The 25,180-nt window shown below is 58.2% G+C and carries 28 protein-coding genes, 1 tRNA gene, 2 pseudogenes and 1 riboswitch; of the genes and pseudogenes, 16 read left to right on the top strand and 15 right to left on the bottom strand.

Features of this window, described 5'->3' with window-relative positions; genetic code table 11:
* Nucleotides 1–5 precede the first annotated feature (5 nt).
* Nucleotides 6–989 (bottom strand): DUF1852 domain-containing protein, encoded by a 984-nt coding sequence (locus DSD28_RS23995; RefSeq protein ID WP_119258955.1) that lies wholly within the window; start codon nucleotides 987–989, stop codon nucleotides 6–8.
* A 333-nt stretch (nucleotides 990–1,322) separates the two neighbouring features.
* Nucleotides 1,323–1,526: riboswitch (cobalamin riboswitch) on the top strand.
* A 97-nt stretch (nucleotides 1,527–1,623) separates the two neighbouring features.
* Between DSD28_RS23995 and DSD28_RS23985 the strand changes: the two genes are divergently transcribed.
* The 5 genes from DSD28_RS23985 (at nucleotide 1,624) to DSD28_RS23965 (ending at nucleotide 6,564) form a co-directional block, all read left to right on the top strand.
* Nucleotides 1,624–2,448 carry an acyl-CoA thioesterase gene (locus DSD28_RS23985; RefSeq protein WP_119258953.1) on the top strand — a complete coding sequence of 275 codons (825 nt, stop codon included), beginning with the start codon at nucleotides 1,624–1,626 and terminating at the stop codon, nucleotides 2,446–2,448.
* A gap of 2 nt (nucleotides 2,449–2,450) precedes the next feature.
* Nucleotides 2,451–3,338: a LysR family transcriptional regulator gene (locus DSD28_RS23980; protein ID WP_119258952.1), complete on the top strand. Its 888-nt coding sequence runs from the start codon at nucleotides 2,451–2,453 to the stop codon at nucleotides 3,336–3,338.
* Between the two features lie 203 nt (nucleotides 3,339–3,541).
* The gene (locus tag DSD28_RS23975; protein WP_119258951.1) at nucleotides 3,542–4,336 is read left to right on the top strand and encodes an outer membrane protein; all 795 of its coding nucleotides are present in this window, start codon (nucleotides 3,542–3,544) and stop codon (nucleotides 4,334–4,336) included.
* 292 nt (nucleotides 4,337–4,628) lie between these two features.
* Nucleotides 4,629–5,816 (top strand): tyrosine-type recombinase/integrase, encoded by a 1,188-nt coding sequence (locus DSD28_RS23970; protein WP_119258950.1) that lies wholly within the window; start codon nucleotides 4,629–4,631, stop codon nucleotides 5,814–5,816.
* A 73-nt stretch (nucleotides 5,817–5,889) separates the two neighbouring features.
* On the top strand, nucleotides 5,890–6,564 hold the full coding sequence (locus DSD28_RS23965; protein WP_119258949.1) for a spermidine synthase: 675 nt from the start codon (nucleotides 5,890–5,892) through the stop codon (nucleotides 6,562–6,564).
* Between the two features lie 112 nt (nucleotides 6,565–6,676).
* On the opposite strand, the pseudogene DSD28_RS26330 reads toward DSD28_RS23965, so the two are convergent.
* Nucleotides 6,677–6,781 (bottom strand): annotated as a pseudogene (locus DSD28_RS26330) (NYN domain-containing protein); the annotation flags it as partial.
* A 144-nt stretch (nucleotides 6,782–6,925) separates the two neighbouring features.
* Between DSD28_RS26330 and DSD28_RS23955 the strand changes: the two are divergent.
* The gene (locus DSD28_RS23955) at nucleotides 6,926–7,159 is read left to right on the top strand and encodes a BrnA antitoxin family protein (RefSeq protein WP_119258948.1); all 234 of its coding nucleotides are present in this window, start codon (nucleotides 6,926–6,928) and stop codon (nucleotides 7,157–7,159) included.
* 344 nt (nucleotides 7,160–7,503) lie between these two features.
* Here DSD28_RS23955 and DSD28_RS23950 read toward each other — a convergent pair whose 3' ends face one another.
* The 3 genes from DSD28_RS23950 to DSD28_RS23940 form a co-directional block, all read right to left on the bottom strand.
* A complete protein-coding gene (locus tag DSD28_RS23950) occupies nucleotides 7,504–8,601 on the bottom strand; it encodes a helix-turn-helix transcriptional regulator (protein ID WP_119258947.1) in 1,098 nt (365 codons plus the stop codon).
* Nucleotides 8,602–8,726: 125 nt separating this feature from the next.
* Nucleotides 8,727–9,896: a tetratricopeptide repeat protein gene (locus tag DSD28_RS23945; RefSeq protein ID WP_119258946.1), complete on the bottom strand. Its 1,170-nt coding sequence runs from the start codon at nucleotides 9,894–9,896 to the stop codon at nucleotides 8,727–8,729.
* Entirely contained in the window at nucleotides 9,896–10,792 is an 897-nt protein-coding gene (locus tag DSD28_RS23940; RefSeq protein WP_162911543.1) for a transferrin-binding protein-like solute binding protein, read from the bottom strand. The genes DSD28_RS23945 and DSD28_RS23940 overlap by 1 nt, the downstream gene beginning before the upstream one ends.
* 272 nt (nucleotides 10,793–11,064) lie before the next feature.
* On the opposite strand from DSD28_RS23940, the gene DSD28_RS23935 reads away from it, so the two are divergent.
* Nucleotides 11,065–11,631: a recombinase family protein gene (locus DSD28_RS23935; protein ID WP_119258944.1), complete on the top strand. Its 567-nt coding sequence runs from the start codon at nucleotides 11,065–11,067 to the stop codon at nucleotides 11,629–11,631.
* 245 nt (nucleotides 11,632–11,876) lie between these two features.
* On the opposite strand, the gene DSD28_RS26115 is transcribed toward DSD28_RS23935, so the two are convergent.
* Nucleotides 11,877–12,476 carry a hypothetical protein gene (locus tag DSD28_RS26115; protein ID WP_162911542.1) on the bottom strand — a complete coding sequence of 200 codons (600 nt, stop codon included), beginning with the start codon at nucleotides 12,474–12,476 and terminating at the stop codon, nucleotides 11,877–11,879.
* 335 nt (nucleotides 12,477–12,811) lie between these two features.
* On the opposite strand from DSD28_RS26115, the gene DSD28_RS23930 reads away from it, so the two are divergent.
* On the top strand, nucleotides 12,812–13,042 hold the full coding sequence (locus DSD28_RS23930; RefSeq protein WP_119258943.1) for a hypothetical protein: 231 nt from the start codon (nucleotides 12,812–12,814) through the stop codon (nucleotides 13,040–13,042).
* Between the two features lie 13 nt (nucleotides 13,043–13,055).
* Here DSD28_RS23930 and DSD28_RS23925 read toward each other — a convergent pair whose 3' ends face one another.
* From DSD28_RS23925 to DSD28_RS23905, 6 genes are all read right to left on the bottom strand, one after another.
* Complete coding sequence (locus tag DSD28_RS23925; RefSeq protein ID WP_119258942.1) at nucleotides 13,056–13,259, bottom strand: hypothetical protein; 204 nt, start codon at nucleotides 13,257–13,259, stop codon at nucleotides 13,056–13,058.
* A 64-nt stretch (nucleotides 13,260–13,323) separates the two neighbouring features.
* Nucleotides 13,324–13,518 carry a hypothetical protein gene (locus DSD28_RS26110; RefSeq protein ID WP_162911541.1) on the bottom strand — a complete coding sequence of 65 codons (195 nt, stop codon included), beginning with the start codon at nucleotides 13,516–13,518 and terminating at the stop codon, nucleotides 13,324–13,326.
* Nucleotides 13,519–14,393: 875 nt separating this feature from the next.
* Nucleotides 14,394–15,821 carry a hypothetical protein gene (locus tag DSD28_RS23915; RefSeq protein ID WP_119258940.1) on the bottom strand — a complete coding sequence of 476 codons (1,428 nt, stop codon included), beginning with the start codon at nucleotides 15,819–15,821 and terminating at the stop codon, nucleotides 14,394–14,396.
* 83 nt (nucleotides 15,822–15,904) lie between these two features.
* Nucleotides 15,905–16,087 carry a hypothetical protein gene (locus tag DSD28_RS26520; RefSeq protein WP_119258939.1) on the bottom strand — a complete coding sequence of 61 codons (183 nt, stop codon included), beginning with the start codon at nucleotides 16,085–16,087 and terminating at the stop codon, nucleotides 15,905–15,907.
* A gap of 131 nt (nucleotides 16,088–16,218) precedes the next feature.
* Complete coding sequence (locus DSD28_RS26105) at nucleotides 16,219–17,001, bottom strand: hypothetical protein (RefSeq protein WP_162911540.1); 783 nt, start codon at nucleotides 16,999–17,001, stop codon at nucleotides 16,219–16,221.
* A gap of 225 nt (nucleotides 17,002–17,226) precedes the next feature.
* A tRNA-Leu gene (locus tag DSD28_RS23905) sits at nucleotides 17,227–17,311 on the bottom strand.
* A 169-nt stretch (nucleotides 17,312–17,480) separates the two neighbouring features.
* Here DSD28_RS23905 and DSD28_RS23900 point away from each other — a divergent pair.
* Nucleotides 17,481–17,984, top strand: coding sequence for a disulfide bond formation protein B (locus tag DSD28_RS23900; RefSeq protein WP_119258938.1), 504 nt, complete (start codon nucleotides 17,481–17,483; stop codon nucleotides 17,982–17,984).
* Between the two features lie 63 nt (nucleotides 17,985–18,047).
* Here the strand turns inward: DSD28_RS23900 and DSD28_RS23895 are convergent, their stop codons facing one another.
* Both DSD28_RS23895 and DSD28_RS23890 read right to left on the bottom strand, forming a co-directional pair.
* Nucleotides 18,048–18,605 (bottom strand): HNH endonuclease, encoded by a 558-nt coding sequence (locus DSD28_RS23895; protein ID WP_119258937.1) that lies wholly within the window; start codon nucleotides 18,603–18,605, stop codon nucleotides 18,048–18,050.
* Between the two features lie 104 nt (nucleotides 18,606–18,709).
* On the bottom strand, nucleotides 18,710–19,360 hold the full coding sequence (locus DSD28_RS23890; RefSeq protein WP_119259041.1) for a DNA-3-methyladenine glycosylase family protein: 651 nt from the start codon (nucleotides 19,358–19,360) through the stop codon (nucleotides 18,710–18,712).
* Between the two features lie 51 nt (nucleotides 19,361–19,411).
* Here DSD28_RS23890 and gluQRS point away from each other — a divergent pair, with 51 nt between their 5' ends.
* A complete protein-coding gene (gene gluQRS, locus DSD28_RS23885) occupies nucleotides 19,412–20,335 on the top strand; it encodes a tRNA glutamyl-Q(34) synthetase GluQRS (RefSeq protein ID WP_162911539.1) in 924 nt (307 codons plus the stop codon).
* Here the strand turns inward: gluQRS and DSD28_RS23880 are convergent.
* The gene (locus DSD28_RS23880; protein WP_119258935.1) at nucleotides 20,282–21,226 is read right to left on the bottom strand and encodes a YihY/virulence factor BrkB family protein; all 945 of its coding nucleotides are present in this window, start codon (nucleotides 21,224–21,226) and stop codon (nucleotides 20,282–20,284) included. The two genes, gluQRS and DSD28_RS23880, sit on opposite strands and share 54 nt — an antisense overlap.
* 192 nt (nucleotides 21,227–21,418) lie before the next feature.
* Between DSD28_RS23880 and DSD28_RS23875 the strand changes: the two genes are divergently transcribed.
* From DSD28_RS23875 to DSD28_RS23850, 6 genes and pseudogenes are all read left to right on the top strand, one after another.
* Nucleotides 21,419–22,267, top strand: coding sequence for an SDR family oxidoreductase (locus tag DSD28_RS23875; RefSeq protein WP_162911538.1), 849 nt, complete (start codon nucleotides 21,419–21,421; stop codon nucleotides 22,265–22,267).
* 100 nt (nucleotides 22,268–22,367) lie between these two features.
* Entirely contained in the window at nucleotides 22,368–22,568 is a 201-nt protein-coding gene (locus DSD28_RS23870; protein ID WP_119258934.1) for a twin transmembrane helix small protein, read from the top strand.
* The gene (locus tag DSD28_RS23865) at nucleotides 22,568–23,146 is read left to right on the top strand and encodes a cob(I)yrinic acid a,c-diamide adenosyltransferase (protein WP_119258933.1); all 579 of its coding nucleotides are present in this window, start codon (nucleotides 22,568–22,570) and stop codon (nucleotides 23,144–23,146) included. Before DSD28_RS23870 ends, DSD28_RS23865 begins: the two co-directional genes overlap by 1 nt.
* 67 nt (nucleotides 23,147–23,213) lie before the next feature.
* Nucleotides 23,214–23,999: a rhomboid family intramembrane serine protease gene (locus DSD28_RS23860; protein WP_119258932.1), complete on the top strand. Its 786-nt coding sequence runs from the start codon at nucleotides 23,214–23,216 to the stop codon at nucleotides 23,997–23,999.
* A gap of 182 nt (nucleotides 24,000–24,181) precedes the next feature.
* The gene (locus DSD28_RS23855; protein ID WP_119258931.1) at nucleotides 24,182–24,931 is read left to right on the top strand and encodes an electron transfer flavoprotein subunit beta/FixA family protein; all 750 of its coding nucleotides are present in this window, start codon (nucleotides 24,182–24,184) and stop codon (nucleotides 24,929–24,931) included.
* 21 nt (nucleotides 24,932–24,952) lie between these two features.
* Nucleotides 24,953–25,180 (top strand): annotated as a pseudogene (locus DSD28_RS23850) (electron transfer flavoprotein subunit alpha/FixB family protein); the annotation flags it as partial.

Below are 25,180 nucleotides of genomic sequence, written 5' to 3'. Positions count from 1 at the left end.
GTTCGTCAAAGAACGCAGTTGGCAGACCATTGATCGAGAATGGTCTTGTATGGCTTGATAAAATGCTCTTCGGCGAACTTTCCCTGCTCAACAGCCAGGCGGCTGCGCTCCTCCCGGTCATAGACAATGCGCGTCAATGAATAATCCGAGTGCTTCAGGTTCGGCTGATAGCAGGTGCCCGCGGCAGAATTGGCATTGTAGATCTCGGGCCGGTAGATCTTCTGGAACGTCTCCATCGTGCTGATGGTGCTGATAAGCTCGAGATTGGTGTAATCGCCAAGCAGGTCGCCGAGAAAATAGAACGCCAGCGGCGCAACGCTGTTCGGCGGCATGAAATAGCGAACCTGCAGGCCCATTTTCTTGAAATACTGGTCGGTCGGGGAGAACTCGCTCTGATGATACTCGACACCCAGTATGGGGTGATGATTGTCAGTCCGATGATAGGCCTTGCTGCTGGAAGCGCTCAGGCAGATAATCGGCGGCTTATGGAAATTCTCTTTATAGGCCTCTGAATTCAGGAAGCCCTTGAACAGGTTTCCATGCAGCTCGCCGAAATTCTCCGGCGTGCTGAATTCGGGGCGGTTCCTGTTGTGCTCCGGCAGCAAGACGCTGAAGTCGTAATCCCGCACGTAAGAGGAGAAATTATTCCCCACAACGCCCTGAATGCGCTCGTTCGTCTTTCGATCAACGATGTTCGTTTTCAAGATCTCGATCAACGGGAAGGCTTCGTTCTTGCCCCCCGCGTCGATGTTCATCTCGACGGAAATGATTTCGAGTTCGACGGAATACCGGTCGCCGTTGGGGTTATCCCAATGCGCCAGGGCGTTGAAACGATTGTCGATCATCCGCAAGGCGTTGCGCAGGTTTTCCTGGCGGCTTTCCCCTCGGGCCAAATTGGCAAAATTGGTCGTGATCCGTGTATTTTCCGATGGGGAATAATCCTCATCGAAGGAAATACTCTTTATCGTAAATGTAAAATCGTTTTTCATCGCGATCGTATCCTGATTTCCGAGAAAAACCCTGTATCTTTTTTCCGATAATCAGGGCTTCCAATCTTCTTTTCCGGTTTTCTCAGTCAGCAGTCTTCGTACTCTCTGAAGCTAACGGCGGTGCGTGCTATGTAGCTGACGAAAGCATTGGCAAAAAATGGTTTTATCTCATTGAAGCATGAGACATGCTCATGGTTCTGCGCAACGCTCCCCCCGGCCAGAATTCGCAATGCCGTGGGCATGAGCCGCGGCTTCAAGGAGGCAGGCTTCAGCGCGATGGACATCTCCGGCACATTCACGTGACACGCGCCTTGACCCTCTCGCCGTCATGCGACATTGGTTCCCTATCGTGGTTCTGCGGGCGAAAGTCCGGAGCTAAGAGGGAATCTCGGTGAGGGCATGGCCCGAATCCGAAGCTGCCCCCGCAACTGTAAGCGGCGAGCGAAAGTCCATTCATGTCACTGAGGCGTTTCTCGGGAAGACGGACGGAAGCAACGACCCGCAAGCCAGGAGACCTGCCGCGATAGATAACGTCCACGGGCGGGGTGTCCCGGAGTGCCGCTTTCGCGTCGGTACTCCCGTGCCGTCGTCTCTGCGTCATGTCCTGCCCTGCCGCAACCTGATGGCAGCGCCGATGACAGAGACCACGACGACAGGAAAGCCCGCCCGGAGCGGCCCGACAACCCGTCTTGTCGACATTGTCTTTCCCGGAGATACCAACCATCACGGCACCCTTTTCGGGGGAACCGGCCTTGCCCTCATGGACCGCGTCGCCTTCATCGCGGCGACCCGCTTCGGCCGGGCGCCCTTCGTGACCGCCTCCTGCGAACGCATCGCTTTCAAGCAGCCCGCACGCATCGGGCACATCGTGGAATTCACGGCGATACCCATCAAGGCCGGGCGCCGTTCCCTGACCGTCGAGGTGGAAATGGCGGCGGAGACCATTGTCGGCCGCAAGCGGCACACCTGCACGCGCGGCATCTTCCACATGGTCGCCATACCCGAAGGCGAGGATGCGGCGCGCTATGGCCTGCCCGAACTCCTACCTGCTGAGGAACCGGAACCGAGCGAGGCCGTCACGATGGTCGATATCGTCTTCCCGGATCAGGCAAACAGCGCCGGCCGGATGTTCGGAGGCGAGGCAATCGCCTACATGACCAAGGCCGCTTTCGTTGCAGCGTCGCGCCATTCCGGCAAGCTGGTGGTGCTGGCATCGTCCGAGCGCATCGACTTTGCAAGGGCAATCGAGATCGGTGAAATCGTCGAGGCGGAGGCACGCGTCGAGCGCGTCGGCCGCAGTTCCATGTCCATCGAGACAAAACTCTGGTCCGAGAACCTGCTGACGGGCGAGCGGCACGTTACAGCCACGGGGCGCTTCAGCATGGTGGCAATCGACAAGGACCACCGGCCGGTTCCTGTCCATGATACAGCCGTTGCCCTCGAACAAGGGAGGGCATGAGCATGCTGGACAGACAACATCTGTCGATCCTGCGCGAAGTCGACCGCATGGGCAGCCTGACGGCGGCGGCGGAACGGCTGAATGTGACCCAGTCCGCGCTCAGCCACACGATCCGAAAGCTCGAAGAGCGCTACGGCGTCGCCGTGTGGGAAAAGGACGGACGCAATCTTCGCCTCACCGAGGCCGGCCGCTACATCGTCAGACTGGCGCAACGCGTTCTGCCCCAGATGGAGAGGGCCGAAGACGTCTTGTCCGACTACCGCCAGGGACAGCGGGGCTCGCTCAAAATCGGCATGGAATGCCATCCCTGCCACCAATGGCTGATGGGGGTCACGAAACCCTACCTGGTGGACTGGCCGGACGTCGACCTGGAGCTGACGACATCGTTTGCCTTCGGCGGGGTTGCGGCGCTGGCAGGATACGAGATCGATATCCTGATCACCCCGGACCCGATCGAGGCGCCGGGCATCCACTATCTGCCGGTGTTTGATTATGAACTCATACTCGCCGTACCGACGGATCACCCGCTTGCGCTCAAGGACCATGCCGAACCTGCGGATCTGCTGGAGGAAACTCTCTTCACCTATCCGGTGCCGCCGGAGCGGCTGGATGTGTTCACGCAATTCCTGGTTCCCGCCCACTGCCGCCCGCGACACCACCGAAATGTCGAGACCACGGAGATGATGCTTCAGCTCGTTGCAGCAGGTCGCGGCGTCAGCGCCATTCCGAGCTGGCTCGTTCGCCAGGAGGCAGCCGAGCTAGGCGTATGTGCGGTCCGGATCGGGAAGATCGGAATAGCCAAGAGCATTCATCTCGGCCTGAGAAGCGGCGACGAGGCCGTCGATTTCATCTCCGGGTTCCTAGCGACATCGCGGCGGACATCAGCTTGACGGTATCATCGTCTGCCTTGCCGTAGCGACGCCGCCATCGCATCTGGATTGAAGCCAGCTATTTGTGACTAGCAATCGAAATGAGCTGGCTTCCGTCCCATTGATGGGGGAAGATTTCTCTTCTGCCATTTAAGGCTGTCAGTTGGCGCACAGTGGGAAGTGTAGTCAGCGCTAGGCAAGGTTAATACCCAAAGTGGCTTTAGATGCTGATTTTGGGGCGCAAAATGAATCGCGTGCGGATTTATCGTGGGGTCGCAATGAAATGCCTCCCGCTCCTTGGGGCGTTTTTCCCATTGCTGATGTCTGATGCTCTCGCTGACGATGCCGCACTTCAAGCATCTCAGGCCAGCGTTCGATCAAGTGCTCGATATGATTGGAGCGGATTCTATATCGGGTTGAATGCCGGCTATAGTCGCAGCAAGGCTGCGACCAGGAACGACGACGCGTCCTTTGACCCAAACAACCATGAGTACTTCATTTATGACCCGCGAGGTGCCGGGATCGGAGCCTATGCGGGGTATAATTTCCAGTTCAGCAACAACATCGTAGCTGGCGTCGAAGTCAACGGCACGTACAGCTTTGCGGATTCGGACAATGTCCCCCACCGCACCAATTCCGGCAGTGTTGATCCCAATTTCGTCGGCTACAGCAAACTGAAAAATCAAGGCTCGGCGCTTGTGCGAATGGGCTACGCCTTCGACGCTTTTCTTCCATATGTCACCGCCGGCGTGGCGCTTTCCAACTTTGAAGACGGTTGGACGCATATCGCGGGAAATACCTATAGCAAGTCTCAGACGAGAGTAGGCTGGGCTGCGGGACTGGGCGTGGAATACGGCTTGTCCCCAAACTGGGTGATGCGCGCAGACTACCTTTACGCCGATTACGGCAAGACCCGCGATCTCGACTTCTCGGATGATCAGGGAAACTCGTGGTATGCGGGGACAAAGGACAGTTTGACCGTTGGGACAATCAAGTTGGGTGTAGCTTACAAGTTCTGATAAGAACGGTTTTCGAGCGGAAGTCTCCATCGGAACGAGTCCATGCAGCCTGCGATGGGACAGTTGTTCGCCGTCGGCCCCTGAGGGGCGCTATTTCCTGAAATTGCTTGGTGATTTTAGATAAAATGGTGCCCCATGCAGTATTGAATGCTTGCCCGGCTAGGTACAATTTTGCTCAATAATGGCGTTGATCGGCTGATTTTCCTACGTTTACTTGTGAAGTCGCGTCCATTGTAGTATGCCTTTGTTCACCTGAAGCGAAAAGCGAAAGGGGGATCAAAAGGGGGACCAATTGACGAGGGCATTGAACAAGCTTTCAGCGCTTGCCGTAAAGAATGCCGGTCCCGGTAAACTATCTGATGGCGGCGGTCTCTGGCTTTACAAGCGAGATGAGGGGCCGGGCCAGTGGGTCTTCCGTTATACGATGCATAGCCGACGCCGGGAAATGGGGCTGGGCTCCGTTCAGGACGTGTCTTTGAAGGACGCTCGAGAGGCCGCGGACAAATGGCGTTCTGCCGTTGCCAAAGGCCTCGATCCGATCAACGAACGCGAGCGAGAGCGCCGGCAGGCTGAAAAGCGTCTTCACTTGCTGAAGGATGTCGCCAAGGACGCCTTCGAGAGCCGCAAGGCCGAACTCAAGAACGATGGGAAATCCGGCCGCTGGTTCAGTCCGCTGGAAATCCACATTCTGCCGAAACTCGGGAAGAAGGCCGTTGGAGAGATCGACCAGATCGATATCCGCGATACTCTGTTGCCGATTTGGCATTCGAAGGCCGAGACGGCACGAAAGGCTCTGAACCGCCTTGCCATCTGTCTGCGTCATGCAGCCGCTTTGGGGCATGAGGTGGATCTGCAGGCGACCGAGAAGGCGAGGGCGCTGCTGGGGCAGCAGAGGCATAAGGCGGAGAACATCCCGGCGCTTCCTTGGGCAGACGTTCCGGCTTTCTATGCCTCCCTCTCCGACGGCACGACGACACACCTAGCCTTGCGGCTTTTGATCCTGACGGGAGTTCGCTCAGCGCCCCTGCGCTACCTTCGACTTGAGCAAATCGAGGGCGATGTTTGGACGATCCCCGGTGAAAAGCAGAAGGGGCGCAAAGACAAAACGCCCGATTTTCGTGTCCCGCTCGTACCGGAAGCGCTATCGCTCATCGAGCAGGCGAAGCCCCTCGCTCGCGACGGCTATCTTTTTCCAAGCATCAGGAAGGGCGTAATTTCGGATGCCACCATGGCGCGGTTGATGGAGCGCCGTGAGATGGCGGCTCGCCCGCACGGCTTTCGTTCCAGCCTGCGTGGCTGGATCGCCGAGGCGACGAATACACCTTATGAGGTTGCGGAGGCGACATTGGGGCATACCGTGGGCGGCAAGGTGGAACGCGCATACCGGCGCACCGACCATCTTGAGCAGCGGAGAAGCCTTTTGGAGCTATGGGCAGCTCACGTAACTAAGCCGCGCCAAGGATCTGTGGTGGTTCCTTGATTCATCGAGATGGGATGTCGTCGGGACGGCTGCCATGGTACGAGGCCATCGAACAATGTAACGAGATACCCCGATGCTTCCCTGGATCCAACTTGATCGCGCGACCATTCCCGGCGAAGCTGGTGATCTCCGCCTGAAACAGCGCGGTAGCGAATTCTCTATCATGCTCGGCTCGACAGAGCTCATGAACAGCCGGCTGAGCGGTTCGGAAGAGGCGTTGGCGACCTTGAGCTGCGAGCGCATCGTTGGCCGGAAGAACCCAAGCATGCTCATTGGCGGTCTGGGCATGGGATTTACGTTGCGGGCCGCTTTGGCCGCGCTGCCGCAAGATGCCCACGTGGTTGTCGCCGAACTCGTCCCGGTCGTGGTCGAATGGGGTCGTGGACCTTTGGCGGAACTCCATAACGGCACGCTCGACGATCCACGCGTCGATATTCATCTCGGTGACGTCGGTGCCCTCATCCGATCGAGGAAGGCCGCGTATGATGCGATCCTGCTTGATGTCGACAACGGCCCCGATGGGCTGACGCGCGCTTCCAACGATGGTCTATATAGCCATGACGGTCTTAGAGCCGCCAAGTCTGCACTGCGCCCAAACGGTGTGTTGGCAGTTTGGTCCTCTGCGCCGGATCGGGCGTTCACACGTCGATTGCGCGAGGTCGGGTTTGCCACGGACGAGGTGAGCGTGCGCGCCAGCAACAGGAACAGTGGCGCGCGCCATGTCTTGTGGATGGCGATGAGGCGTTGACGGCATTCTATGAATGATGATCAGGACAAATGGGAGTTGCCGCAGGCCGCCTAACAACTGGAGAACTCGGCCAGCACCGACCTGCTTTCCGAACACATAAATTCTGCTCCCCGCCGATCTTGGCAATTTCCTCGAACAGATCATCTGCAATCTTCGCGGAGGCATTGTCCGCGTCGACGAGAACGGCAAGCCGGGATGAACGGAGTTCAGACGGCATGAAGCCTCCTGTCAAAGGAATCGGCAATAAATATACCGACCCGTGACGGAAGGTCGATAGTTTGGCTTGGCGAGGAGACACGAGCGCTGCTCGACATGCCGTAGGGAAAGAGGCACAACTGGATAGCTACCAAAGGAATCAATAATGGCATCAACTTCCCGAAGACCGGCCAATCCAAAGGACGCCGCCGAGGCTTTGTTCAAGCCTACGAAGAAAGCGACGGCCCCGGCAGTCGAGCGTCCAGCTATTCCGAACGCCAAGGAACTTGTATCGCTGAAAATCGATAGCGACGTGCTGGCGCATTTTCAGGCGGACGGGCCTGGATGGCAGGATCGCATCAACGATATCCTGCGGGCCGCTATGAAACAATTGCCCTGATTTTCCTTATATGGTTCGATGATCGCGGATGGTTCGGCATTGGCAAGAGTTTGAGGCGACCGAGCGCTGAGACCACGATCATAGATCGCCGGACCCCATTGTCATCTTTCACAGGCTTCGGGTGGCACCCGAAAACCCACCGTTCGTCAGGGGCACGACGGACGGCAATGGGGCCTTATCCAGACCTTCTGGCTTCAGATCGGCCCGGCAAGTAGCTGCCGTTCAGTAACCGACCTTATCCTAGTCGAAACTATGGTGTTTCTATTTCGCCAAACGCGGACATTCGAGTCAAAGCCAATCCAGATGTCCGCAAGGAGCGAAACATTTTCGGAACATGCAGTGACCTAAGAAGAAAGCATCAAGGTACCGGAAAGCAGGCGCACAAGCGCGCCGTAATGATGCGTACCGGTTTTCGCATAGATGGCCTTGAGATGCGTCTTGACGGTATTTGCGCTAGTTCCGACGAGTTCATCGATATCTTTTGGTGCGACCCCATTTGCGACGTGGCGGGCGACCCTCGCTTCGCCCGGGGTTAGGTCAAACAGGCCGCGAAGCAGCGACGAATCCGGTACGGCTAATGACGAAACAATACTAACCGCGAGAATGCAGAGGCCTCCGGGGATCAGATCGCGCCCATTGTTTCGCACGGGAATAACGTGAACAACACACGCATCCTGCTCCTCGTTGGCCGGAACCGGGATCGACATGACTTGCCTTTCCGCCAGCGATTCGGAGAGCGATTTCAATGCTCTCACCAGTAACTGATCACTCTCGGGATGGCGAAGCATCACACGGTCACGCCGATCAAGAATAAGGGAAGGGACAAGCGGGTGCATAAGACCATTTGCTGCCAGCATTCTCCCTTGGAAATTGATCACGCAACTGGGCAACCCAAAGGCACCCAAGCCCTCTGCAACCTGAATGGCCGCTGTAGTCTTCAGCCTTGCGGTCATACTCAGCGCACGAGCAAGGTGAGGGCGGATGCCGTCAAGCCAAACGACTACTTCTCGAGGGACCGGTCCGTCAACGTATGCTCCGTCCAGACTTACTGCCAGCGCGTCACCATCCGCCGTCATCAAGTGCGTGCCAACTGACCATCCCAATCCCATTGGATAAAGAAAATCTCGATAGAGCGGCTCCGCCGCAAGCTCATGTGTTTCAAAGACGTCGAGGTCCGTGAGAAAGCCACTGTGATTTAGCCGGTCGGCACGTTCCCGCCGGGTATTAAATCTGTCCCACCCTTCGTCCACAAAACGCTGGAAGTAAGCCGCTGAATTCGGATTAGTAATGAATTTCGTGTCCGGTCCAGACTGTGTGAAGATTACACCACCAAGCGTGCCGGCGTTTCTACTCAGCGCTGTGACGGCATCCTCCCATTTTTCGGGGATCAATGCTGCTTCATAAATGGCGTCAATCACACCGGTAGAATCCCGCGGATTCATGCCCTTCCCCGATATTTTCTTCTAGTGCTTGCCGATCGCTGAAGCGAGTAAATTTAGCAATAAACGACGTACTAGAGAGCCTTCTCCGCACTCCCCAAGAAATATTTCATATATTTCTTAAATAATCAAAATAATTTCTTAAAATTTACATATCCACCAATCTGATCGTATTTATAGATATCGATATTGCTCTCGCGCCATTCATAAAAGACACTCACCTCGGGCCGGATACCGTTCCATTCGACAACCTCACTCGAAAGCGTAAGCTCCGGGCGAACCGTCACATCCTTGCGCTTGGCGCCCCAGAGCGGGTTTGTTTGCGTGAAACTGGTTTGTTTCCAACTTATCTTTGGCACAAGCTGCACGCTAGCGATGTCGATGTTGAAACCGACCTCCGCCTTGGTAGAGAAATAGTGGTAGAAGTCGTTTCGGCTGTCGAGCGTTTCGGCCGAGAGCCGGCTGAAGACCGTCGCATTGGGGCTGAAGGTCCAGTCCCCAAAGACATAGCCACGATAAAACGGTCCGGACACGTCCTTGTTCTCAGAAAACATGTAGCCAACCTGACCACCCAGTCCGACGCCGGCACGATCCGATAGCCGGAAGCGCTTCCAGTTCTCCACGTTCGGCAGGACATAGGAGCCGTCCTTAACGACTTCGCTCTCCAACGCGGCCTGCAGGAAAAGGCCGGGCACCGCGGGGACCTGCTTGGCCACGGCAACCTGAACCGTGCCACTTCTGAGCGTGTCCTCCTTGAAAAGCCGTGCCGAAGCGTTGAATTTCGTCAGATAGCCGTTGTTCCAAAGCTTCTCGGCGGAGAACCACGGCTCGATCCCATACGAGACCTTCTTCTGGGCCGGCGGTTGATACTCCAACGGGATGCCATTGAAATAGACTGTCCCACCTTCGCCCACCTTTGACGGGTTGCTGTCGGTAGCCATTCGCGCGCCGTAACGAATACGCAGCACGCGCAGTTCCGCCTCCTCGATGAAGGGCAGGATATTCCGCTTCACAATCTGGGGCGTTTCCGGCTCCAGATAAATCTGCCGAAAAATGTCGAGTGCTTCAGAGTATGCGCCTGATCGCATGAGAAGGCGCGCCAACTCAAGCCGGATGCGCGGGGCATTTGTTTGATTTTTGAGGTGGTTGAGACGCTTAATGGCGCTCGCGCTATGCCCTTTCGAGGCCTCGAACATCGCTCGTTTGAATTCGACATCTACTTCCGCCTGTGTGGCGGCAAATGCGTTCGCCGCCACACAGGTAAGCAAGAGCGCCGAAATGGTGCTCGTGTACTTCATTATCGCTTGGCGCCGTAACCGCCCGTCAGCACCGCGCCACCTGGGGAACCATCATTCAGAACAAAAGCACCGCCGACTTCTTCGGCTCCCGAACCGTAGAAGCGGCCATCAACTGTGCCCGACATTCCCCCCGTGGTACCGACAGTTCCGGAGAAGGAGCGTCCCACGACGTCCATGCCAGTGGCAGACATATTCAAACCGTTGTTTGAACCGCCATTCTCAAGCTTGGAGCTCGACGTCGTGAAATCTGCCTTTGCGGTAGCAAAATTAACATTCAGCTGGGCGTCGGCACTCATCACGTCATAGTTGGTGCCATCGTAGTAAATGCCGCCAGCAGTACCTGTGAAGGTTTCAGTCGAGCTGAGGTTAAGAGCATCCAACTCCGCTTGGGTCGTTTCCTTGCCAACGCTGAAGCCGCCCATATGGGCATCCGGCGAAAAGTTAGTGTCCACCCAGGCACCATAAGTCTGGTATTCGAACCCGTTATCGTCCGGTGACCCAACGACGACGGTGCGCTTTCCGTTGTTGGTTGTGGCAATTAACAACTTCCCATCAGTCGAATAATCGGCCGTCGAGTTGTTTGCGTTCCAAACGCTTTCCTGGGGATCATTAGCGGTCTTCAAGGATACAGACGTAATTTCCCGGTTCCCGTCCACAGTAACATAAGCCGTTACCGGCGACGAAGTCTGAGTGCTCAGATCTTCATCTCCCTGATTGGTCGTCTCAAGTCCATTCCCCTCGAACTTGGTACGATTCTTCGGATTCGTGGAAATCGCGGAGAACGATTGGAAATCAAGCGTTTTTGCGCCGGGTCCGCCAGATCCGCCTCCACATCCCACTAATGCCAGTGGCGCTACAAAACAGCTGAGTAGCGCGATTTTACGGTAAGAATACATCCCTGCTCCTATCGGTACCGTTTTCAACCTGGGTATCCAAATAGAAGTTGTATTTTTCCGCGACGCCTCACCTAATCGGGTGAGGAGACTTATTTATTTGCACAAGGAAAACTTAATGGAGCGGAATGCGAGTACCAAAAGCCCTTGATGGCTAGCAACAAGGTATACCCTCGCGTGACCGCTTCGGCGTTACACCCGCCGCCGTCACATCTGGGTTGACGTCGGCTATTTGTGACAGGGTAGCCTCGGGCCTAAAGGTCGAAGTTACACACATGGCTCGAATTGGCTACGCACGCGTCAGCACAGGCGATCAGGATTTAGAAGGGCAGCTTGACCGGCTTCGGGCCGAGGGCTGCGAAATCATTCGGTCAGAAAAAATGTCGGGCGCAAGCCGCGAAGGCCGTAACGAGCTCTCGACAGTCTTAGAATTCCTTCACCATGGAGACGAGCTGGTCGTAACACGCTTGGATCGCCTTGGCCGCGACACGCGCGACGTTCTGAGCATCGTGCACGAGTGTCAGGAGCGAGGCGCATTCGTGACGGTGCTCGATCCTCATGTGTCCACCCGAGGGGAGATGGGGCACATCATTCTGACGGTCCTTGGCATGGTCGCCCAAATGGAGCGCCGCTTCATAAAGGAGCGGCAAAAGGAGGGGATTGAGCGAGCCAAGTCTGCGGGCGTCTACAAAGGCGGTCGTCAGCGTATTGATTACACGCTAATCCGTGACCTAGACTGTCATGGTTTGGGTGTCACGGCAATCGCAGAGCGCGCTTCGTGCTCGCGTATGCAGGTGTATCGGATTTTGAGTGCCCACAGAGTAACCGGAAATTCCACGTGACGCCGTCCGATTGCAATCTTCGAGCCATATAGACCCATTAATTTCGAACAGCTCCGATGTTCGACAAGGTATATCCTTATGGACAAATTCCCATCCCCTTTAGGTCCTTCGGAGATGGCGAAAGTTGTTTAAAAAGATTATCTGCAGAGATGAGCGACGTTTAGAGGTCGTCAGACCGAAAGTACCCATGGGGAAAAAGGTCGCACGAAGGATTCTAAATACCCTCTCGTAAGAAATCTCCAGTTCTATATTCCTTTCCTATTTGCTTTCTTGGTCTTCTTATCATATGAATAAAGCCAGACATCAATTTCTTGCGGTGTCCGATTAGTAATAATGGCCACTGACTGAACAATTTTATTGTAAGCAATCCAATGCCTTACCTTCAGGCCACCGATCATCTTTTCCTCCACCTGTCCATGGCTTAGCCGTGCGATACTTCTCCATGATCGCACATCAATCACCGGCCACTTATGAGGCAGCGTCCACGCGAGTATGCAAGAGGCGGTTGGAAGGCGTACACCATCAAGTCCTAGTAGAATTCGAACGGCAAACTCTGGATTACTTGCACTAAGAGCCATTTTTGTGAATTGACGAACAGCTTCTTCCGTATTGGAAGCCAGAGCATTTTTCGTCTTATTCGAGAGTTTCTCACCGTTTTTCACGAACGCTACCCGTTTCAGGTCGCCGGATGTTAGGTATCCCCTTTCTGCAACGCCTTGTTCTACAAAGTCGGCAATCAATGTTTCCAGACTGCTGCTGGAGGCGTATTCAATAGGTAGTGCAGGCTCATCAATCATTCGGGCACTAATTTCAGCAGATAACTTGGCAACCATCGTATCAGACATGCGTAAATTCCTCTGATTTTCGCTGATCTACCGATATGCTGACTTCGGTGAGGCGCGATATGACATCCGGGGTTTTCCTGCGGAGGAGAGCAGGATCAATCTTCGGACAAGTGACCTTCGGATTGGTGTGACTTTTAAGTTCTAAGTCCGGGTAAGCTTGCTCGCATCCTCATATTGTTAACGAAACTTTGACGTATCTGTATACGATAATTGTGTCGCGCGTTATTACAATCCCTATGCGTGCAATATTTCATCCTTCATTAATCGGAATTGATGACTGTTAGGTCTTCTGTACCGTTAAAGTTGTCGGATCTCGCTATTCCGAGGAGGAAAAAATGAATGAGATGCCCAGACTTAAACAGGTAAGGGCCGGGGGCCAGCCACGAGAACGTGCGGCGCCTACTGCATTGGAAGTGTTTGCCTTCCAGGCATCGCTTTTGAAGGACATGCACAGTCAGGCAGCGGAGGTTGACTGGTTTCTCGCTCACCTTCTCGACATGGCGCGAACCCACGTCCTTGATCTGCAGACCGGTGTGAAGCAGACTCAAAAGCACCGTGGCCGATAATGCGGTTACCTATCTACTCGCAGGTTTTCTTGCGGGCGAGGCCGGCAGATTCATCGTTTGCCGCAAGCTTTTCTGAGCGCTCAAGCGCATCGACATTCTCAAGATGCGTCTTGAGCGCTTCGAGCGATTCACGGGGGGTATCCCCTTCGAGAGCGCTAACTCGGGCCACGCCGAGATCAAGCCTCACTTGGGCGTCCTTCTTGGTGCGATGGGGCATGAAGCCAGCCTCCGTTGAGCAGCTTACGTTGCGTTAGGATTGCCGCCCTGACAATTGTTGATTGTTAATGGTTGGTTTTTGCAGGGTGTGGAGACGACAAGCCCAAAGGCTTCGCGGCGGGATCAAGGTGGTCCTGTATGATCTCGATTAAGGCCTCTTTTGCTTCAGCAGCAGGTTTTCCGGCCCTCATCATTCGCTCGGCTGTTTCTCGCATTTTCAGCCAGAGTGCGCTGTCGGCGTTGTCGTTTGATTTTTGCATCCCAGCGTCCTCTTCATCCCAAGGCGACTGTAGCATGAGTTGTATATTCGTAAACGGTAAAGAGATGACATCGCGAGGAATTATTCAGCGGTGAAATAGACACTCCATGCCAAGATGGCCGCCGCAATATTCATGCTGCCAGCAAGGAGCATCGCTCATATTGTGGGACGAGATAAAGCGAGGATCGCCGATATGATTCCTGGAGCGGATACAGCGTAGAAAAGCGTCATCGCGGCATTTTCCTAACGATCCACCTGTTGTTGTCCCTTGTTACCGTATCCCACGCATCAAAGCACGTGCGGAGGCCGCCTACACCACTGAGGGCGATTGCCGAAGGTAGCACCTGCGTTTGCCAAGTGGGACATTAGAGTCTCACCGTCCGGCGCCAGAGATTACCACATTCAATCGCGCAATAGCTTGGGGTGCCAACCTCTGCTGAAACCATGGCTCATAGCCCGCTTCGCTAGGTCGAGTTGCCAACGTAGATAAGCGCAATCGGCAAGAAGTGTGGCTATAGCAGCGCGGGCGTCACCATTATGCCATGCCAGCGTATTGTCGATCTCGCTTGGGTTCTCATATTGTCTTTCGAGCGGGCGCACGTCGTTACTCTCCTGTGAGATACCACAGTCGGGGGGAAAGTCGGATTAAAGTGAGCGGCAGGCATCGCCGGTTTGTTCCTAATATGTTCTGTTTTGCGGTGGAGTCAACTCACCCTTCGCGGAATCTACATCGCGCTAGGGAGGGCTGTATCGCTTCCACGCCTCCAGCAGTGGCGTGAGCATGGCTCCTCAGAACAAAGCCAGCATTCACTCGTTTCTGGAGCCACTGCGTAGACTTGTGCTGGTCTGGACCAAGCACGGTACCCAGCACTTCATTCATCGGTTGAGTTGGATTGGTTCTGCGGACCTGACGTGGACCACCAGCCGTGCTCGATGGTGTCCAGTATGCGAGCCAAAAGCTTCGGACCCAACGATACGCACCTCTTGATCAGCCAGCCGCTCCAGCTCGACAGCGGTCTGCGGGTCGTCCGAATAGACGTGTATCGTGCTGATCTCCTCATTTGAGGAAAGAAACTCGTCTCCGGAAGCACAGATAGGCTGGGTCAAGCCCAACAGAAAAGCGGTCTCGGCCTTGTCGCCGGCGTCGATGGATTCGTAGTTTGGCGGCCCTGGAAATACGCTTTGCGTCAACCGACCGGAGAAAACCAGCTGAGCTTGGTCGCGAACATCCAAACACGCTGCGGCAGACGCGGCCGCCCCGGCTTTTGCCGTTGCCCCACCCTTCGAATGACAATCAACGAACTGCGTAAACGCCTTACGAGCGGAAGAAACGTCGATCGCATACTTGGCCTTGCCGATCACCGAGATGTTGAGCGTGGTACCTTGCATCACCTCTTCGATAAAATTCGGCGAAGGAACATCAAATGCAAGGAAGCCGAAATAGTCGCTGCGTTCGCCTCTGAGGGGATACGCCTTGTTGGCGTCTACCTGCCAAACTGCATTCGCAGATTGGACATCCAGGCCCTCGATATAGGCGATCTTTTCCAAGCCGGGTGTGGCCATGAAACCGATCTGGAGATTATCCCTCTTCACCTCGACGACGCACACGTTACCCCAGTCTTCCTCGTGGTGCGTGAAGGCCCAGCGGCCTGATGTGGTACTCCCGGCTGAGAGCTCTGTGTCGTCCGATTTCTCGTCGGCCGCTCCATGCTCTGTTCCTAAAGGCATCGCGGCGTTTAGGTTAGTCGATGTGTTTTGGTCCATGGCGAACGGGGACGTCGCGCTGCTTTCAACGGAGCTAAAGATGCGGTGTCCGAACTTGTTTAGCTCAGTGCGACATTCCAGAAAGGCCCGGCTGAGCGCCGGATATGCAGACGGTGATGTGGCTGGTACGATCCAGTCAGGTTCGTTTCCCTTGAACCGAAAGGTCGCTTGGTGAGGGAAAACGCCCGCTTGTCCTCGGCCAAACACCATGAAGAGCATAACAATCGGCTCTTCCGGTTGGAACACCAACTGAGCAAACAATTCCTGGGCCGTGGCTGCCTTAAACGGTATCGGGGCATACTCCTGTCCGAGTACCGGTGGCGCCATTGCCGTAACGCTCACCTCAGTCGAGGCTCCGGCGGGCATGCGCGGGCTCTTCTTGAGTTGCAAACCCAGTTCGTACGCTTCACAGATGTTTGCTCGCACACGCTTGCGGTGTGCCTTATCTGCGGCTGCGTAGTCGGCGCGAAGCATGTTTATGGCTTCGACAGTGGACAATGCAGCCTCGTTAGTTTTCGGATTATCCGATTTCTTAGCCATCGTTCTGGCCTCCGCACGGACGCATTCCGGCAGCCTTCACGAAGGGGCGGGACGTGAAAGTCCCGCGAAGGTTCAGCTTCAGCTTAGACATCGCCACCTGCCTTGCTTTCGAGGCCATTGATCAGGTTAGCGATTTCGGAAGCCCGCCAAACACGGGTACGTGCACCGAGGCGAATGCCCTCGGAAATAAGGCCACGATTCACCATTTGGTAGAAAGTGGAACGGCAAATGGGAAGCATGCCGTCCGGCTTGACGATCTGCCGCACGCGCAGCAGTCGGAGAGTTTCATTGATGCCTGTGTCATAGTGTGTCCCTTTGTTGCTGGGACCCCCTATTCACAACAAAAATGGGCCTGATGCCACAACATCTGGATCGGCAAAAAAACGTCAAATTGGCGTTATTTCTCGGACTTTTGAGAGGGCATGGCCTTTAGCGCGCTTTGAACGGTATCTATCACTGCATTGGGTTTTACGGTGCACACTACCCGAAAAATAAGTTTTGCGTCGAGGCCGACAAAATCGCGGACGGATTTGCGCTCCGGATGGCGCTTAAGCTCCTCCTTCGATGGCGCTATAGCAAAAGAGCGTGCAAGATTACAATTCAGTCGCCATTCTAAATTGTCGAATAGTGCCAATGCCAATGTGGATACTGGCGTTCGTTTGCTTCCGCGCAGTTCATAACGCCTCTTCCGGTTTAGTGACATTATTCTGCTTCTTCTGATCGATGGGCGAACGATCTTTGTGAGATTGGCATAGCCGTAATTCTCAAGATGATTGGAGATAATTGCTAGTTTCTTTTTTGGAATTCTATCAAGTAATTTATCTATTTCCATAATAATATTATAGGATTCTTTCCATTCTTCGGCATCAATTTTTCGTATTGAATCTGAATATCCAAGTTCTCGATCTATACATTCATGCAGGCTGTCGCTCATGCCCATTTGAATTTGGTTTAAGAAAAACTCAAAATTTCTTTGTGCTCGTTCGATCTCACGAGAAAAATGCTTAGGGTTTTCCCCAAAACACGCCAGAGTAATGGCGATCATGTGAGCAACGGTGTCTTCAAAGGATCGGCCCTCGCGGAGCTCCCACTCCCGGACACGTTCAGCGCGAAGGGCCTTCTCTGATTTTGGTTTTTTCAGTTGAACTCGGACAGATGTAATAGGCTTCTGATCGGACAAGTTGCTAGCTGCTAAAGCGTTTGATTCATGTCCGTATTCCAGAATGGATATTGGAAATACGGTGAGTCGACGCGGGTTGCTCGATGGTTCGTCACTCCCTTGTAGGGAAGTGCGCGGCTTCGACAAAGTGCGCAGGTAGCACATTGTCAATGGGGGATAAAAAGGGGATGGCGCCCTCAGTCAGAGTGCTATCTTCTTGAAATTATTGCGTCTTTCTAAGAAATATGGTGCCCCATGCCGGAATCGAACCAGCACTCCTTTCGGAACTCGATTTTGAGTCGAGCGCGTCTACCAGTTCCGCCAATGGGGCACGGCACTTGCAGCAACCGCGTTTACACGAAGCGCCTGCGGGCGGCAACCGGCAAAACGGCGGGCGGGTGCGATCACTTATGCGTGCGGTGCATTTACAAAGCCGGCCCACCTGATAGAACTCGGCGCCGTTTCGCCGGCATGTCCGCCGGTCTTTCTGGACGAGCCCGATGACCGTATCCCTTTCCCGCAAGACATCCGCAGGCCTCCTTTCGCTCGGCATGGCCGCGACCGTGGGCGGGGCGCTCGCCTTCGAGCATATCGGCGGCTATATTCCCTGTGCGCTCTGCCTTCTCCAGCGCGATCCCTATTACTACGGCATTCCGGTGGCCGTCGCGGCTCTGCTTTCCGCCCTCTTCGGCGGTCCGGCCTGGCTGACGCGGCTGCTGCTCGCCGTCGCGGGCATCATGATGCTCGTCGGTGCCGGCATGGGCGTCTATCACGCGGGCGTGGAATGGGGCTTCTGGGAGGGACCTGCGACCTGCGCCACCTCCGCGCAGGGCGTTACGCAGAATGCCGGTGACCTCCTCTCCGACCTCAATGCCAAGCACGGCCCGTCCTGCACGGAAGCGTCCTTCCGCCTGCTCGGCCTGTCGTTCGCCGGCTGGAACGTGATCGCAAGCCTGATCCTCGCCGCGATCGCCTTTTCCGGCGCGCGGTCGGCGAAAGCTTGATGCCCGCAACCTGATCTCGAATGCATGCCGCAGCTGCGCGAAAGCGCTCCCGCGCGGCAGGCCTCAGGGTTGCAGTTCGACGTCCCAGTAGAGATAGTCCATCCAGCTTTCATGCAGATAGTTGGGTGGAAACAGTCGCCCGTTGTTGTGCAGATCCTGAACCGTGGGGTGGTAGGGCTTCTGATGCGGGTGCATGCCCGCCTGTTTCGGCAGCTTGCTGCCTTTTCTCAAATTGCACGGGGAGCAGGCCGCGACCACGTTGTGCCACGTCGTCTCGCCGCCATGGGCGCGGGGGATGACATGGTCGAAGGTCAGGTCGTCCGGCGACCCGCAGTACTGGCATTCGAACTTGTCGCGCAGGAACACGTTGAACCGGGTGAAGGCCGGATGGCGTGACGGCTGCACGTAGGTTTTCAGGCACACGACGCTCGGCAGGCGCATCGTGAAGCTGGGAGAGGAGACCGAATGTTCGTATTCGGCGATGATGTTTACGCGGTCAAGAAACACGGCCTTGATCGCGTCCTGCCAGGACCACAGCGACAAGGGATAATAACTCAGCGGCCTGTAGTCAGCATTCAATACAAGGGCTGGCAGGGCCTGTGGTGAAACAGAAATCGTCAAGGGCGTCTCCTCGCGCGATTCGGCATCTGCCTTTCTATATTAGGCCTGTTGTTACAGCATTGTGAAGCAAGAAAGAAAAAGCGAAAACAAGGTATTTTGAGGGCTCAGCCCTCCAGCACCGGCGCCACTTCGCGGCGCATTTCCCGCGCGTAATAGGCCCAGAAAAGCCGGGCCGAGACGCCGCGCCAGGGCGACCAGCTTTCCGCGATCCGGTCGAGCTCCTGCGGGCTCGGGCGGACGGCAAGGCCGAGCGCATGGGCGACGGCGTTCTGAAGGGCGATGTCGCCCGAGGGGAAGATGTCCGGATGCCCGCCGCAGAAGAGCAGATAGACATCCGCCGTCCAGCGGCCGATGCCCTTGATGGCGGTGAGCTTGCGCGTCGCGGCCACCGCCTCCATCGTGCAGACGGCGTCGAGATCGAGGTCGCCGCGGTCGACCGCCTCGGCCGCCCTGCGCAGGGTGTCCGCCTTGGCGCGCGACAGGCCGACGGCGCGGCAAGCCTCGTCGGAAAGGCCGAGCATGTGGTGGGGCGTGATGTCGCCGGCCTTCTCTTCCAGCCGCCGCCAGATCGCATCGGCGCTCGCCCGCGAGACCATCTGCGCCACGATGATGCCGGCAAGGCCGCGGTAACCCGGTGCAAGCCGGCGCAGCGGCACCGGGCCGGCCTTGTCGATGACGGTGAAAAGGCGCGCGTCGAGCAGCGCGAGGTCGACGAGCCCCGCGGCGACATCCGCCTCCGTTCTGATCATGTGCAGTTGCATGGTTCCAAGCGGTCCTTGCGCGGTGATGGCGCGACACGCCTCTTCATGCCAGAAGACCTCATGCAAAGCCCTTTGTCAAAAAATCGCGTTTTCCGTTTCGCGCCGAGCCCCAACGGCCTGCTGCATCTCGGCCACGCATTGTCGGCGATCCTCAACCATGACCTTGCCGCGGCCTGCGGCGGGCGCTTCCTGCTGCGCATCGAGGACATCGATCCGGCGCGCTCGCGGCCCGAATTCGAGGCGGCGATCTATCGCGACCTCGCCTGGCTCGGGCTCGATTGGGAAAGGCCGGTGCGGCGACAGTCGGAGCATCTCGCCTTCTATGCCGAGGCGCTGGAGCGGCTGAAGGCGATGGGCGTGCTCTATCCCGGCTTCCTCAGCCGGGGCGAGGTGAAGGCGCGCGTCGAGGCGCATGAGGCGGCGGGCGGCGTCTGGCCGCGCGATCCGGACGGCGCGCCGCTCTATCCGGCGGAGGAGCGCGGGCTCGATCGGGCGAAGGCGCTCGCCCTCATCGCGGAAGGCCGGCAGCACGCCTGGCGGCTCGACATGGAGCGGGCCCGGGCGCTCGCGCCGGCGGCGCTGGACTGGTCGGAGAGCGGCGAGGGGCCGGAGGGCGAGACGGGGACGGTCGCGGCCCTTCCGGAGCGCTGGGGCGACGTCATCCTCTCGCGGCCGGATGCGCCGGCAAGCTACCATCTGGCCGTCGTGCTCGACGATGCGGCGCAGGGCGTCACCGATGTCGTGCGCGGGCAGGACCTCTTCCATGCGACGGCCGTCCACCGTCTGCTGCAATGCCTGCTCGGCCTGCCCGCGCCGTGCTATACCCATCACGGACTGGTGCCGGGCCCGGACGGGCGAAAACTCTCCAAGAGCAATCAGGATACGGGGATCGCCGCCTATCGCGACAAGGGCGTCTCACCGGCCGGCATTCGCGCCCTGCTCGCGGGCTATGGCTTCGTCCTCCATTGATTCCTCGTCGGCTTGCTGCGTTTTCCTGACGCCGCGGATGCGGTCGAGGATCAGGTGCTTGACGCGGTATTTCAGCAGCGCGGCGTTGATCTCGGCGCCCATGATGAAGATCGCTCCGATCATGTAGAGGAAGACCAGCGCGATCATGATCGAGGCGAGGCCCGCATAGGTCGATACATAGTTGGCGAAGGCGGTGAGGTAGGAAGCGAAGGCATAGGCGCCGACCGCCCAGAAGAGCAGCGTCAGCAGGATGCCGGGCAGCACGTCGGCGATCCTGCGCCGGCCGGCGGGAAGCCAGAGATGGGCGATCAGCAGGCCGATCAGCAGCACCAGCACGGTGCCGACGAGCCCCCAGCTTTCCACCCAGGAATAGACATAGGAAAGCCAGGGCAGCCAGTCGCCGGTGGCGCGCACCGCAAGGGGCGCGGCGACGAGTACGATGCTGATGACGGCAAGCGCCAGCACGCCCGCGATGACGAAGCCGAGGCTGGCAAGGCGCGTCATGTACCAGTAGCGCGTTTCGGCCACGCGATAGGCGCGGTTGAGGGAAATACGCAACGCCTCCACCCCGTTGGAGGCGAAATAGGCGGCGGCGAGCACGGAGACGGTCAGCAGCCCGCCGCGTGGGATGGTCAGCACCGCGACGACCTCGCGGGAGATCGGCGCGGCGATCGATTCCGGCCAGGTATCGAAGATGAGGTGGACGGCGGTCTCGGCGAACTGGTCGGCGCCGAGGAAAGAGCCGAGCGCGGTGCCGAAGATCAGGAAGGGAAAGACGGCGAGCAAGGTGGAAAGCGCCACATGGCTCGCCATGGCCCAGCCGTCGTCCTCGGAAAAATGCCAGATCGCATCGAAAATGACCTTGTAGGCGCAACGGATGGCGGTCGGCATCGGCGTATCCCAGTCCCTTGCGGCCGCACGGCCGCCTCATTCATTGTCTCTCCGGTCATAACCCCTTACATCGGCTTTTGTTTAAAGGTTACGCGCGGATTTACCATTCGAAGGCCGCCTTGCGTCGCGAAAGCGGCGCGGGGCCTGGCGGTGAATATGGGAAACCGGCGCGGATTTGTACAGGAAACCGCCATGTCTTCTGAGAATGCGTCCGTGCCGCCGAGCATCATCGTCACGGGTTGTTCCTCCGGCATCGGCGCCCATTGCGCCCGCGCGCTGAAGGCCGAGGGCTGGCGCGTCTTCGCGACGGTGCGGCGGGAGGAGGACCTTGCGGGGCTCGCGGCGGACGGCATCGAGGCGCTGCTCATGGACTATACCAGGCCCGAGACCATCGCCGCCCTGGTGGAGACCGTGCTGGCGCGCACCGGCGGCCGGCTCGATGCGCTCTTCAACAACGGGGCCTATGGCCAGGCCGGCGCGGTGGAGGACCTCCCGGTCGAGGCGCTGCGCGCGCAGTTCGAGACGAATGTCTTCGGCTGGCACGACCTGACGCGGCGGGTGATCCCGGTGATGCGCCGGCAGGGGCACGGGCGCATCGTACAATGCTCGTCGATCCTCGGCATCGTGCCCTATCGCTGGCGCGGCGCCTACAATGCCTCGAAATTCGCGCTGGAGGGCCTGTCGCTGACGCTGCGCATGGAGCTTGCCGGCTCGGGCATCCATGTCAGCCTCATCGAGCCGGGGCCCATAGCCTCGCGCTTCACCGCCAATGCGCTGGTGCAGATCGAGAAGGCCATCGATCTGGAGAATTCGGTGCATGCGGAGGAATATCGCCGGCAGTTGCGGCGGCTGCGCGGGGAGGCGAAGCCGGCACGCGGCAAGCTCGGGCCGGAGGCGGTGCATGCGGTGCTGCGCCATGCGCTGACGGCAAGGTCGCCCCGGCCGCACTATGTCGTGACATCGCCGGCGCGGCAGGGCGTTCTTCTCAAGAAGCTGCTGCCGGCGGCGCTCTTCTACCGTATCATCGGGCGGCTCGGCTGACGCGGCGCGGCGTCGCAGGCTTCACGCCGCAAAATGCGTGCACTTTGCGCGAAATGCCCTATTTGAATAGGGCTGACAGAAATCAAACCGGATCGTTGGCATGTCTTCCTTCCTCACCTTCCTGACCATGCTCGTCATGGGCCTCGTCGCCATCGTGCTTGTGCGCGGTCTCGTCAACATGGCCAGAGGCGGCAGCGGCAACACCTCGAACAAGCTGATGCAGGCGCGCGTGCTGCTGCAGGCGATCGCCATCATCCTCATCATGCTGACCTTGTGGATCACCGGCGGCGGGCGCGGCTGATGGTCAAGCTCAACAAGATCTATACCCGCACGGGCGACAACGGCACGACGGGCCTCGTCGTTGGCCCGCGCCGCAAGAAGCACGACCTGCGCGTGGAATCCTACGGCGAGGTGGACGAGGCCAATTCCGTTATCGGCCTCGCCCGCCAGCATCTTGCCGATTTCCCGGCGCTCGACCGGATGCTGATGCGCGTCCAGAACGACCTCTTCGACCTCGGCGCGGATCTTGCCACCCCCGAGACCGGCAGGAAGCTAGACTACGAGCCGCTGCGCATCGCGCAGGCGCAGGTGGACCGGCTGGAAAAGGAGATCGATGCGCTCAACGCCGATCTCGAGCCGCTGCGCTCCTTCGTGCTGCCGGGCGGCACGCCCGCGGCGGCGGCGCTGCATCTTGCGCGCACCGTCGCGCGCCGGGCCGAGCGCCGCATCGTCGCGCTGCAGGATAGCGAAGGCGAGACCGTGTCGGCGGCGGCGGTCGCCTATATCAACCGGCTTTCCGATTTCCTCTTCGTCGCGGCGCGCTGGGTGAACGACAAGGGGCGCGCGGACATATTGTGGGTGCCGGGGCAGAACAGGTAAGCTCTCCGGCAGGGTCCTGCGAGCGCGTCGAAAATCGCGCAAGGGGCCGCGGGCCGGAAGGGGATCCATGTTCATACCGCTGCATGACGCGAACGCCCTGAAATACATCAAGGTGCAATATGTCACGATCGGCCTGATCGTGGCGAATGTCGCCATCTGGCTGGTGACGGGCCTTGCCTCCACGCAGGCCTTTTCCGATGCCGCGGTGGTGGGGCTCGGCTATATTCCCGCGGTCGTCTTCGACTTCGCCGATCTGGAGCCGGGGCTCGTCCTGGTGCCGGAGGACGCGACCTACATCACCTATGCCTTCCTGCATGGCGACTTCATGCATCTCGCCTCGAACATGCTGTTCCTCTGGGTGTTCGGCGACAATGTCGAGGATGCACTGGGGCATTTCCGCTTCCTCGTCTTCTACCTTCTCTGCGCGGCGGCGGGCGCCCTGGTGCACGGGCTGGTGCAACCGGATTCGGAAGCGCCGCTGATCGGCGCGTCGGGGGCGATCTCGGGCGTGGTCGCGGCCTATTTCCTGCTGCATCCGAAGGTGCGGGTCTGGGTTCTGGTGTTCTTCCGCATCCCGTTGCCGCTGCCGGCGGTCATCCCGCTTGCCTTCTGGATCGCCCAGCAATTCTACATGCTGCTGGCCGACGGCGACAGCGGCGTCTCCTGGGGCGCGCATGTCGGCGGCATCCTGGCGGGGGCGGTTCTCGTGCTCGTCCTGCGCCGGCGCGGCGTGCCGCTGTTCGACCGGACCATCGTGACGCCGAGGGCCGTCAGGCATGTGGAGGCGGGGCCGGTTCCCGCCGAGGCGGCGCCGGTCCCCACCCCGGCGCCGCCGCGCCATTGGGGTCGATGATGGCGACATACAGCGAAAATTGACGTGAACGTAAAGGTAATTTATAAGCCTTCCGTTTTCACCTGGGAGGGCGGATGATGCATTGTAATTGGGGAAAAAACGCGTATCGATGTCGCCAACCGGCAATCAGGTCGCCTCTGAAAGGCGCATTTTCCCTCGTGGGCATTTGAAGGAAGGAAGCCATGAAGATCCTGGTCCCAGTCAAGCGTGTTGTTGACTACAACGTAAAGATCCGTGTGAAGTCTGATGGCTCGGGTGTCGAGCTTGCCAATGTGAAGATGTCGATGAACCCGTTCGACGAGATCTCGGTCGAGGAGGCGCTGCGTCTGAAGGAAGCCGGCAAGGCGGAGGAAGTGGTGGTCGTGTCGATCGGCCCTGCGAAGGCCGAAGAGACGCTGCGCACCGCGCTCGCCATGGGCGCCGACCGCGCCGTGCTGGTCGAGACGGACGACGCCGTCGAGCCGCTGGCGGTTGCCAAGATTCTGAAGGGTGTTGCCGAGGCAGAACAGCCCGGCCTGATCATCGTCGGCAAGCAGGCGATCGACGACGATTCGAACCAGACCGGCCAGATGCTCTCGGCCCTGCTCGGCTGGGCTCAGGCGACGTTCGCCTCCAAGGTGGAGATCGGTTCCGGCTCGGCCCAGGTAACGCGCGAAGTCGACGGCGGTCTGCAGACCATCGAGGTCAAGCTTCCGGCGGTGGTCACCACCGACCTTCGCCTCAACGAGCCGCGTTATGCCTCGCTGCCGAACATCATGAAGGCGAAGAAGAAGCCGCTCGACAAGAAGGCTCCGGCCGATTTCGGCGTCGATACGAGCCCGCGCCTGAAGGTGCTGAAGACCGAGGAGCCGTCCGGCCGCAAGGCGGGCGTCAAGGTCAAGACGGTCGCCGAGCTGGTCGAAAAGCTCAAGACCGAAGCCGGCGTGCTGTAAGCAGGAAAGGGAGATACAACCATGGCCATTCTTCTTCTGGCAGATCACGACAACGCCACCCTTTCCGACCAGACCGCCAAGGCGCTGACGGCAGCGAGCAAGATCGGCTCCGACGTGCATGTGCTCGTCACCGGCTCGGGTGCCAAGGCTGCGGCCGATGCGGCCGCCAAGCTCTCGGGCGTCTCCAAGGTCCTGCTCGCCGACGATGCCAGCCTCGGCAACAATCTCGCCGAACCGCTGGCCGCGCTC

The organism is Shinella zoogloeoides (genome assembly GCF_003574625.1).
Taxonomy (GTDB): Bacteria; Pseudomonadota; Alphaproteobacteria; order Rhizobiales; family Rhizobiaceae; genus Shinella; species Shinella zoogloeoides_A.
This window is presented reverse-complemented; position numbering and strand designations above follow the sequence as displayed.

Coding starts and splice junctions, on each gene's coding strand:
- DSD28_RS23870 (WP_119258934.1), top strand. CDS start 22,368: ATGTCTTCCTTCCTCACCTTCCTGACCATGCTCGTCATGGGCCTCGTC.
- DSD28_RS26115 (WP_162911542.1), bottom strand. CDS start 12,476: ATGTCTGATACGATGGTTGCCAAGTTATCTGCTGAAATTAGTGCCCGA.
- DSD28_RS23995 (WP_119258955.1), bottom strand. CDS start 989: ATGAAAAACGATTTTACATTTACGATAAAGAGTATTTCCTTCGATGAG.
- DSD28_RS26110 (WP_162911541.1), bottom strand. CDS start 13,518: ATGCAAAAATCAAACGACAACGCCGACAGCGCACTCTGGCTGAAAATG.
- gluQRS (WP_162911539.1), top strand. CDS start 19,412: ATGCCAGAAGACCTCATGCAAAGCCCTTTGTCAAAAAATCGCGTTTTC.
- DSD28_RS23855 (WP_119258931.1), top strand. CDS start 24,182: ATGAAGATCCTGGTCCCAGTCAAGCGTGTTGTTGACTACAACGTAAAG.
- DSD28_RS23975 (WP_119258951.1), top strand. CDS start 3,542: ATGCTGATTTTGGGGCGCAAAATGAATCGCGTGCGGATTTATCGTGGG.
- DSD28_RS23915 (WP_119258940.1), bottom strand. CDS start 15,821: ATGGCTAAGAAATCGGATAATCCGAAAACTAACGAGGCTGCATTGTCC.
- DSD28_RS23935 (WP_119258944.1), top strand. CDS start 11,065: ATGGCTCGAATTGGCTACGCACGCGTCAGCACAGGCGATCAGGATTTA.
- DSD28_RS23985 (WP_119258953.1), top strand. CDS start 1,624: ATGACAGAGACCACGACGACAGGAAAGCCCGCCCGGAGCGGCCCGACA.
- DSD28_RS23860 (WP_119258932.1), top strand. CDS start 23,214: ATGTTCATACCGCTGCATGACGCGAACGCCCTGAAATACATCAAGGTG.
- DSD28_RS23955 (WP_119258948.1), top strand. CDS start 6,926: ATGGCATCAACTTCCCGAAGACCGGCCAATCCAAAGGACGCCGCCGAG.
- DSD28_RS23980 (WP_119258952.1), top strand. CDS start 2,451: ATGCTGGACAGACAACATCTGTCGATCCTGCGCGAAGTCGACCGCATG.
- DSD28_RS23940 (WP_162911543.1), bottom strand. CDS start 10,792: ATGTATTCTTACCGTAAAATCGCGCTACTCAGCTGTTTTGTAGCGCCA.
- DSD28_RS23865 (WP_119258933.1), top strand. CDS start 22,568: ATGGTCAAGCTCAACAAGATCTATACCCGCACGGGCGACAACGGCACG.
- DSD28_RS23950 (WP_119258947.1), bottom strand. CDS start 8,601: ATGAATCCGCGGGATTCTACCGGTGTGATTGACGCCATTTATGAAGCA.
- DSD28_RS23945 (WP_119258946.1), bottom strand. CDS start 9,896: ATGAAGTACACGAGCACCATTTCGGCGCTCTTGCTTACCTGTGTGGCG.
- DSD28_RS23925 (WP_119258942.1), bottom strand. CDS start 13,259: ATGCCCCATCGCACCAAGAAGGACGCCCAAGTGAGGCTTGATCTCGGC.
- DSD28_RS23900 (WP_119258938.1), top strand. CDS start 17,481: ATGACCGTATCCCTTTCCCGCAAGACATCCGCAGGCCTCCTTTCGCTC.
- DSD28_RS23880 (WP_119258935.1), bottom strand. CDS start 21,226: ATGCCGACCGCCATCCGTTGCGCCTACAAGGTCATTTTCGATGCGATC.
- DSD28_RS23930 (WP_119258943.1), top strand. CDS start 12,812: ATGAATGAGATGCCCAGACTTAAACAGGTAAGGGCCGGGGGCCAGCCA.
- DSD28_RS23875 (WP_162911538.1), top strand. CDS start 21,419: ATGTCTTCTGAGAATGCGTCCGTGCCGCCGAGCATCATCGTCACGGGT.
- DSD28_RS23965 (WP_119258949.1), top strand. CDS start 5,890: ATGCTTCCCTGGATCCAACTTGATCGCGCGACCATTCCCGGCGAAGCT.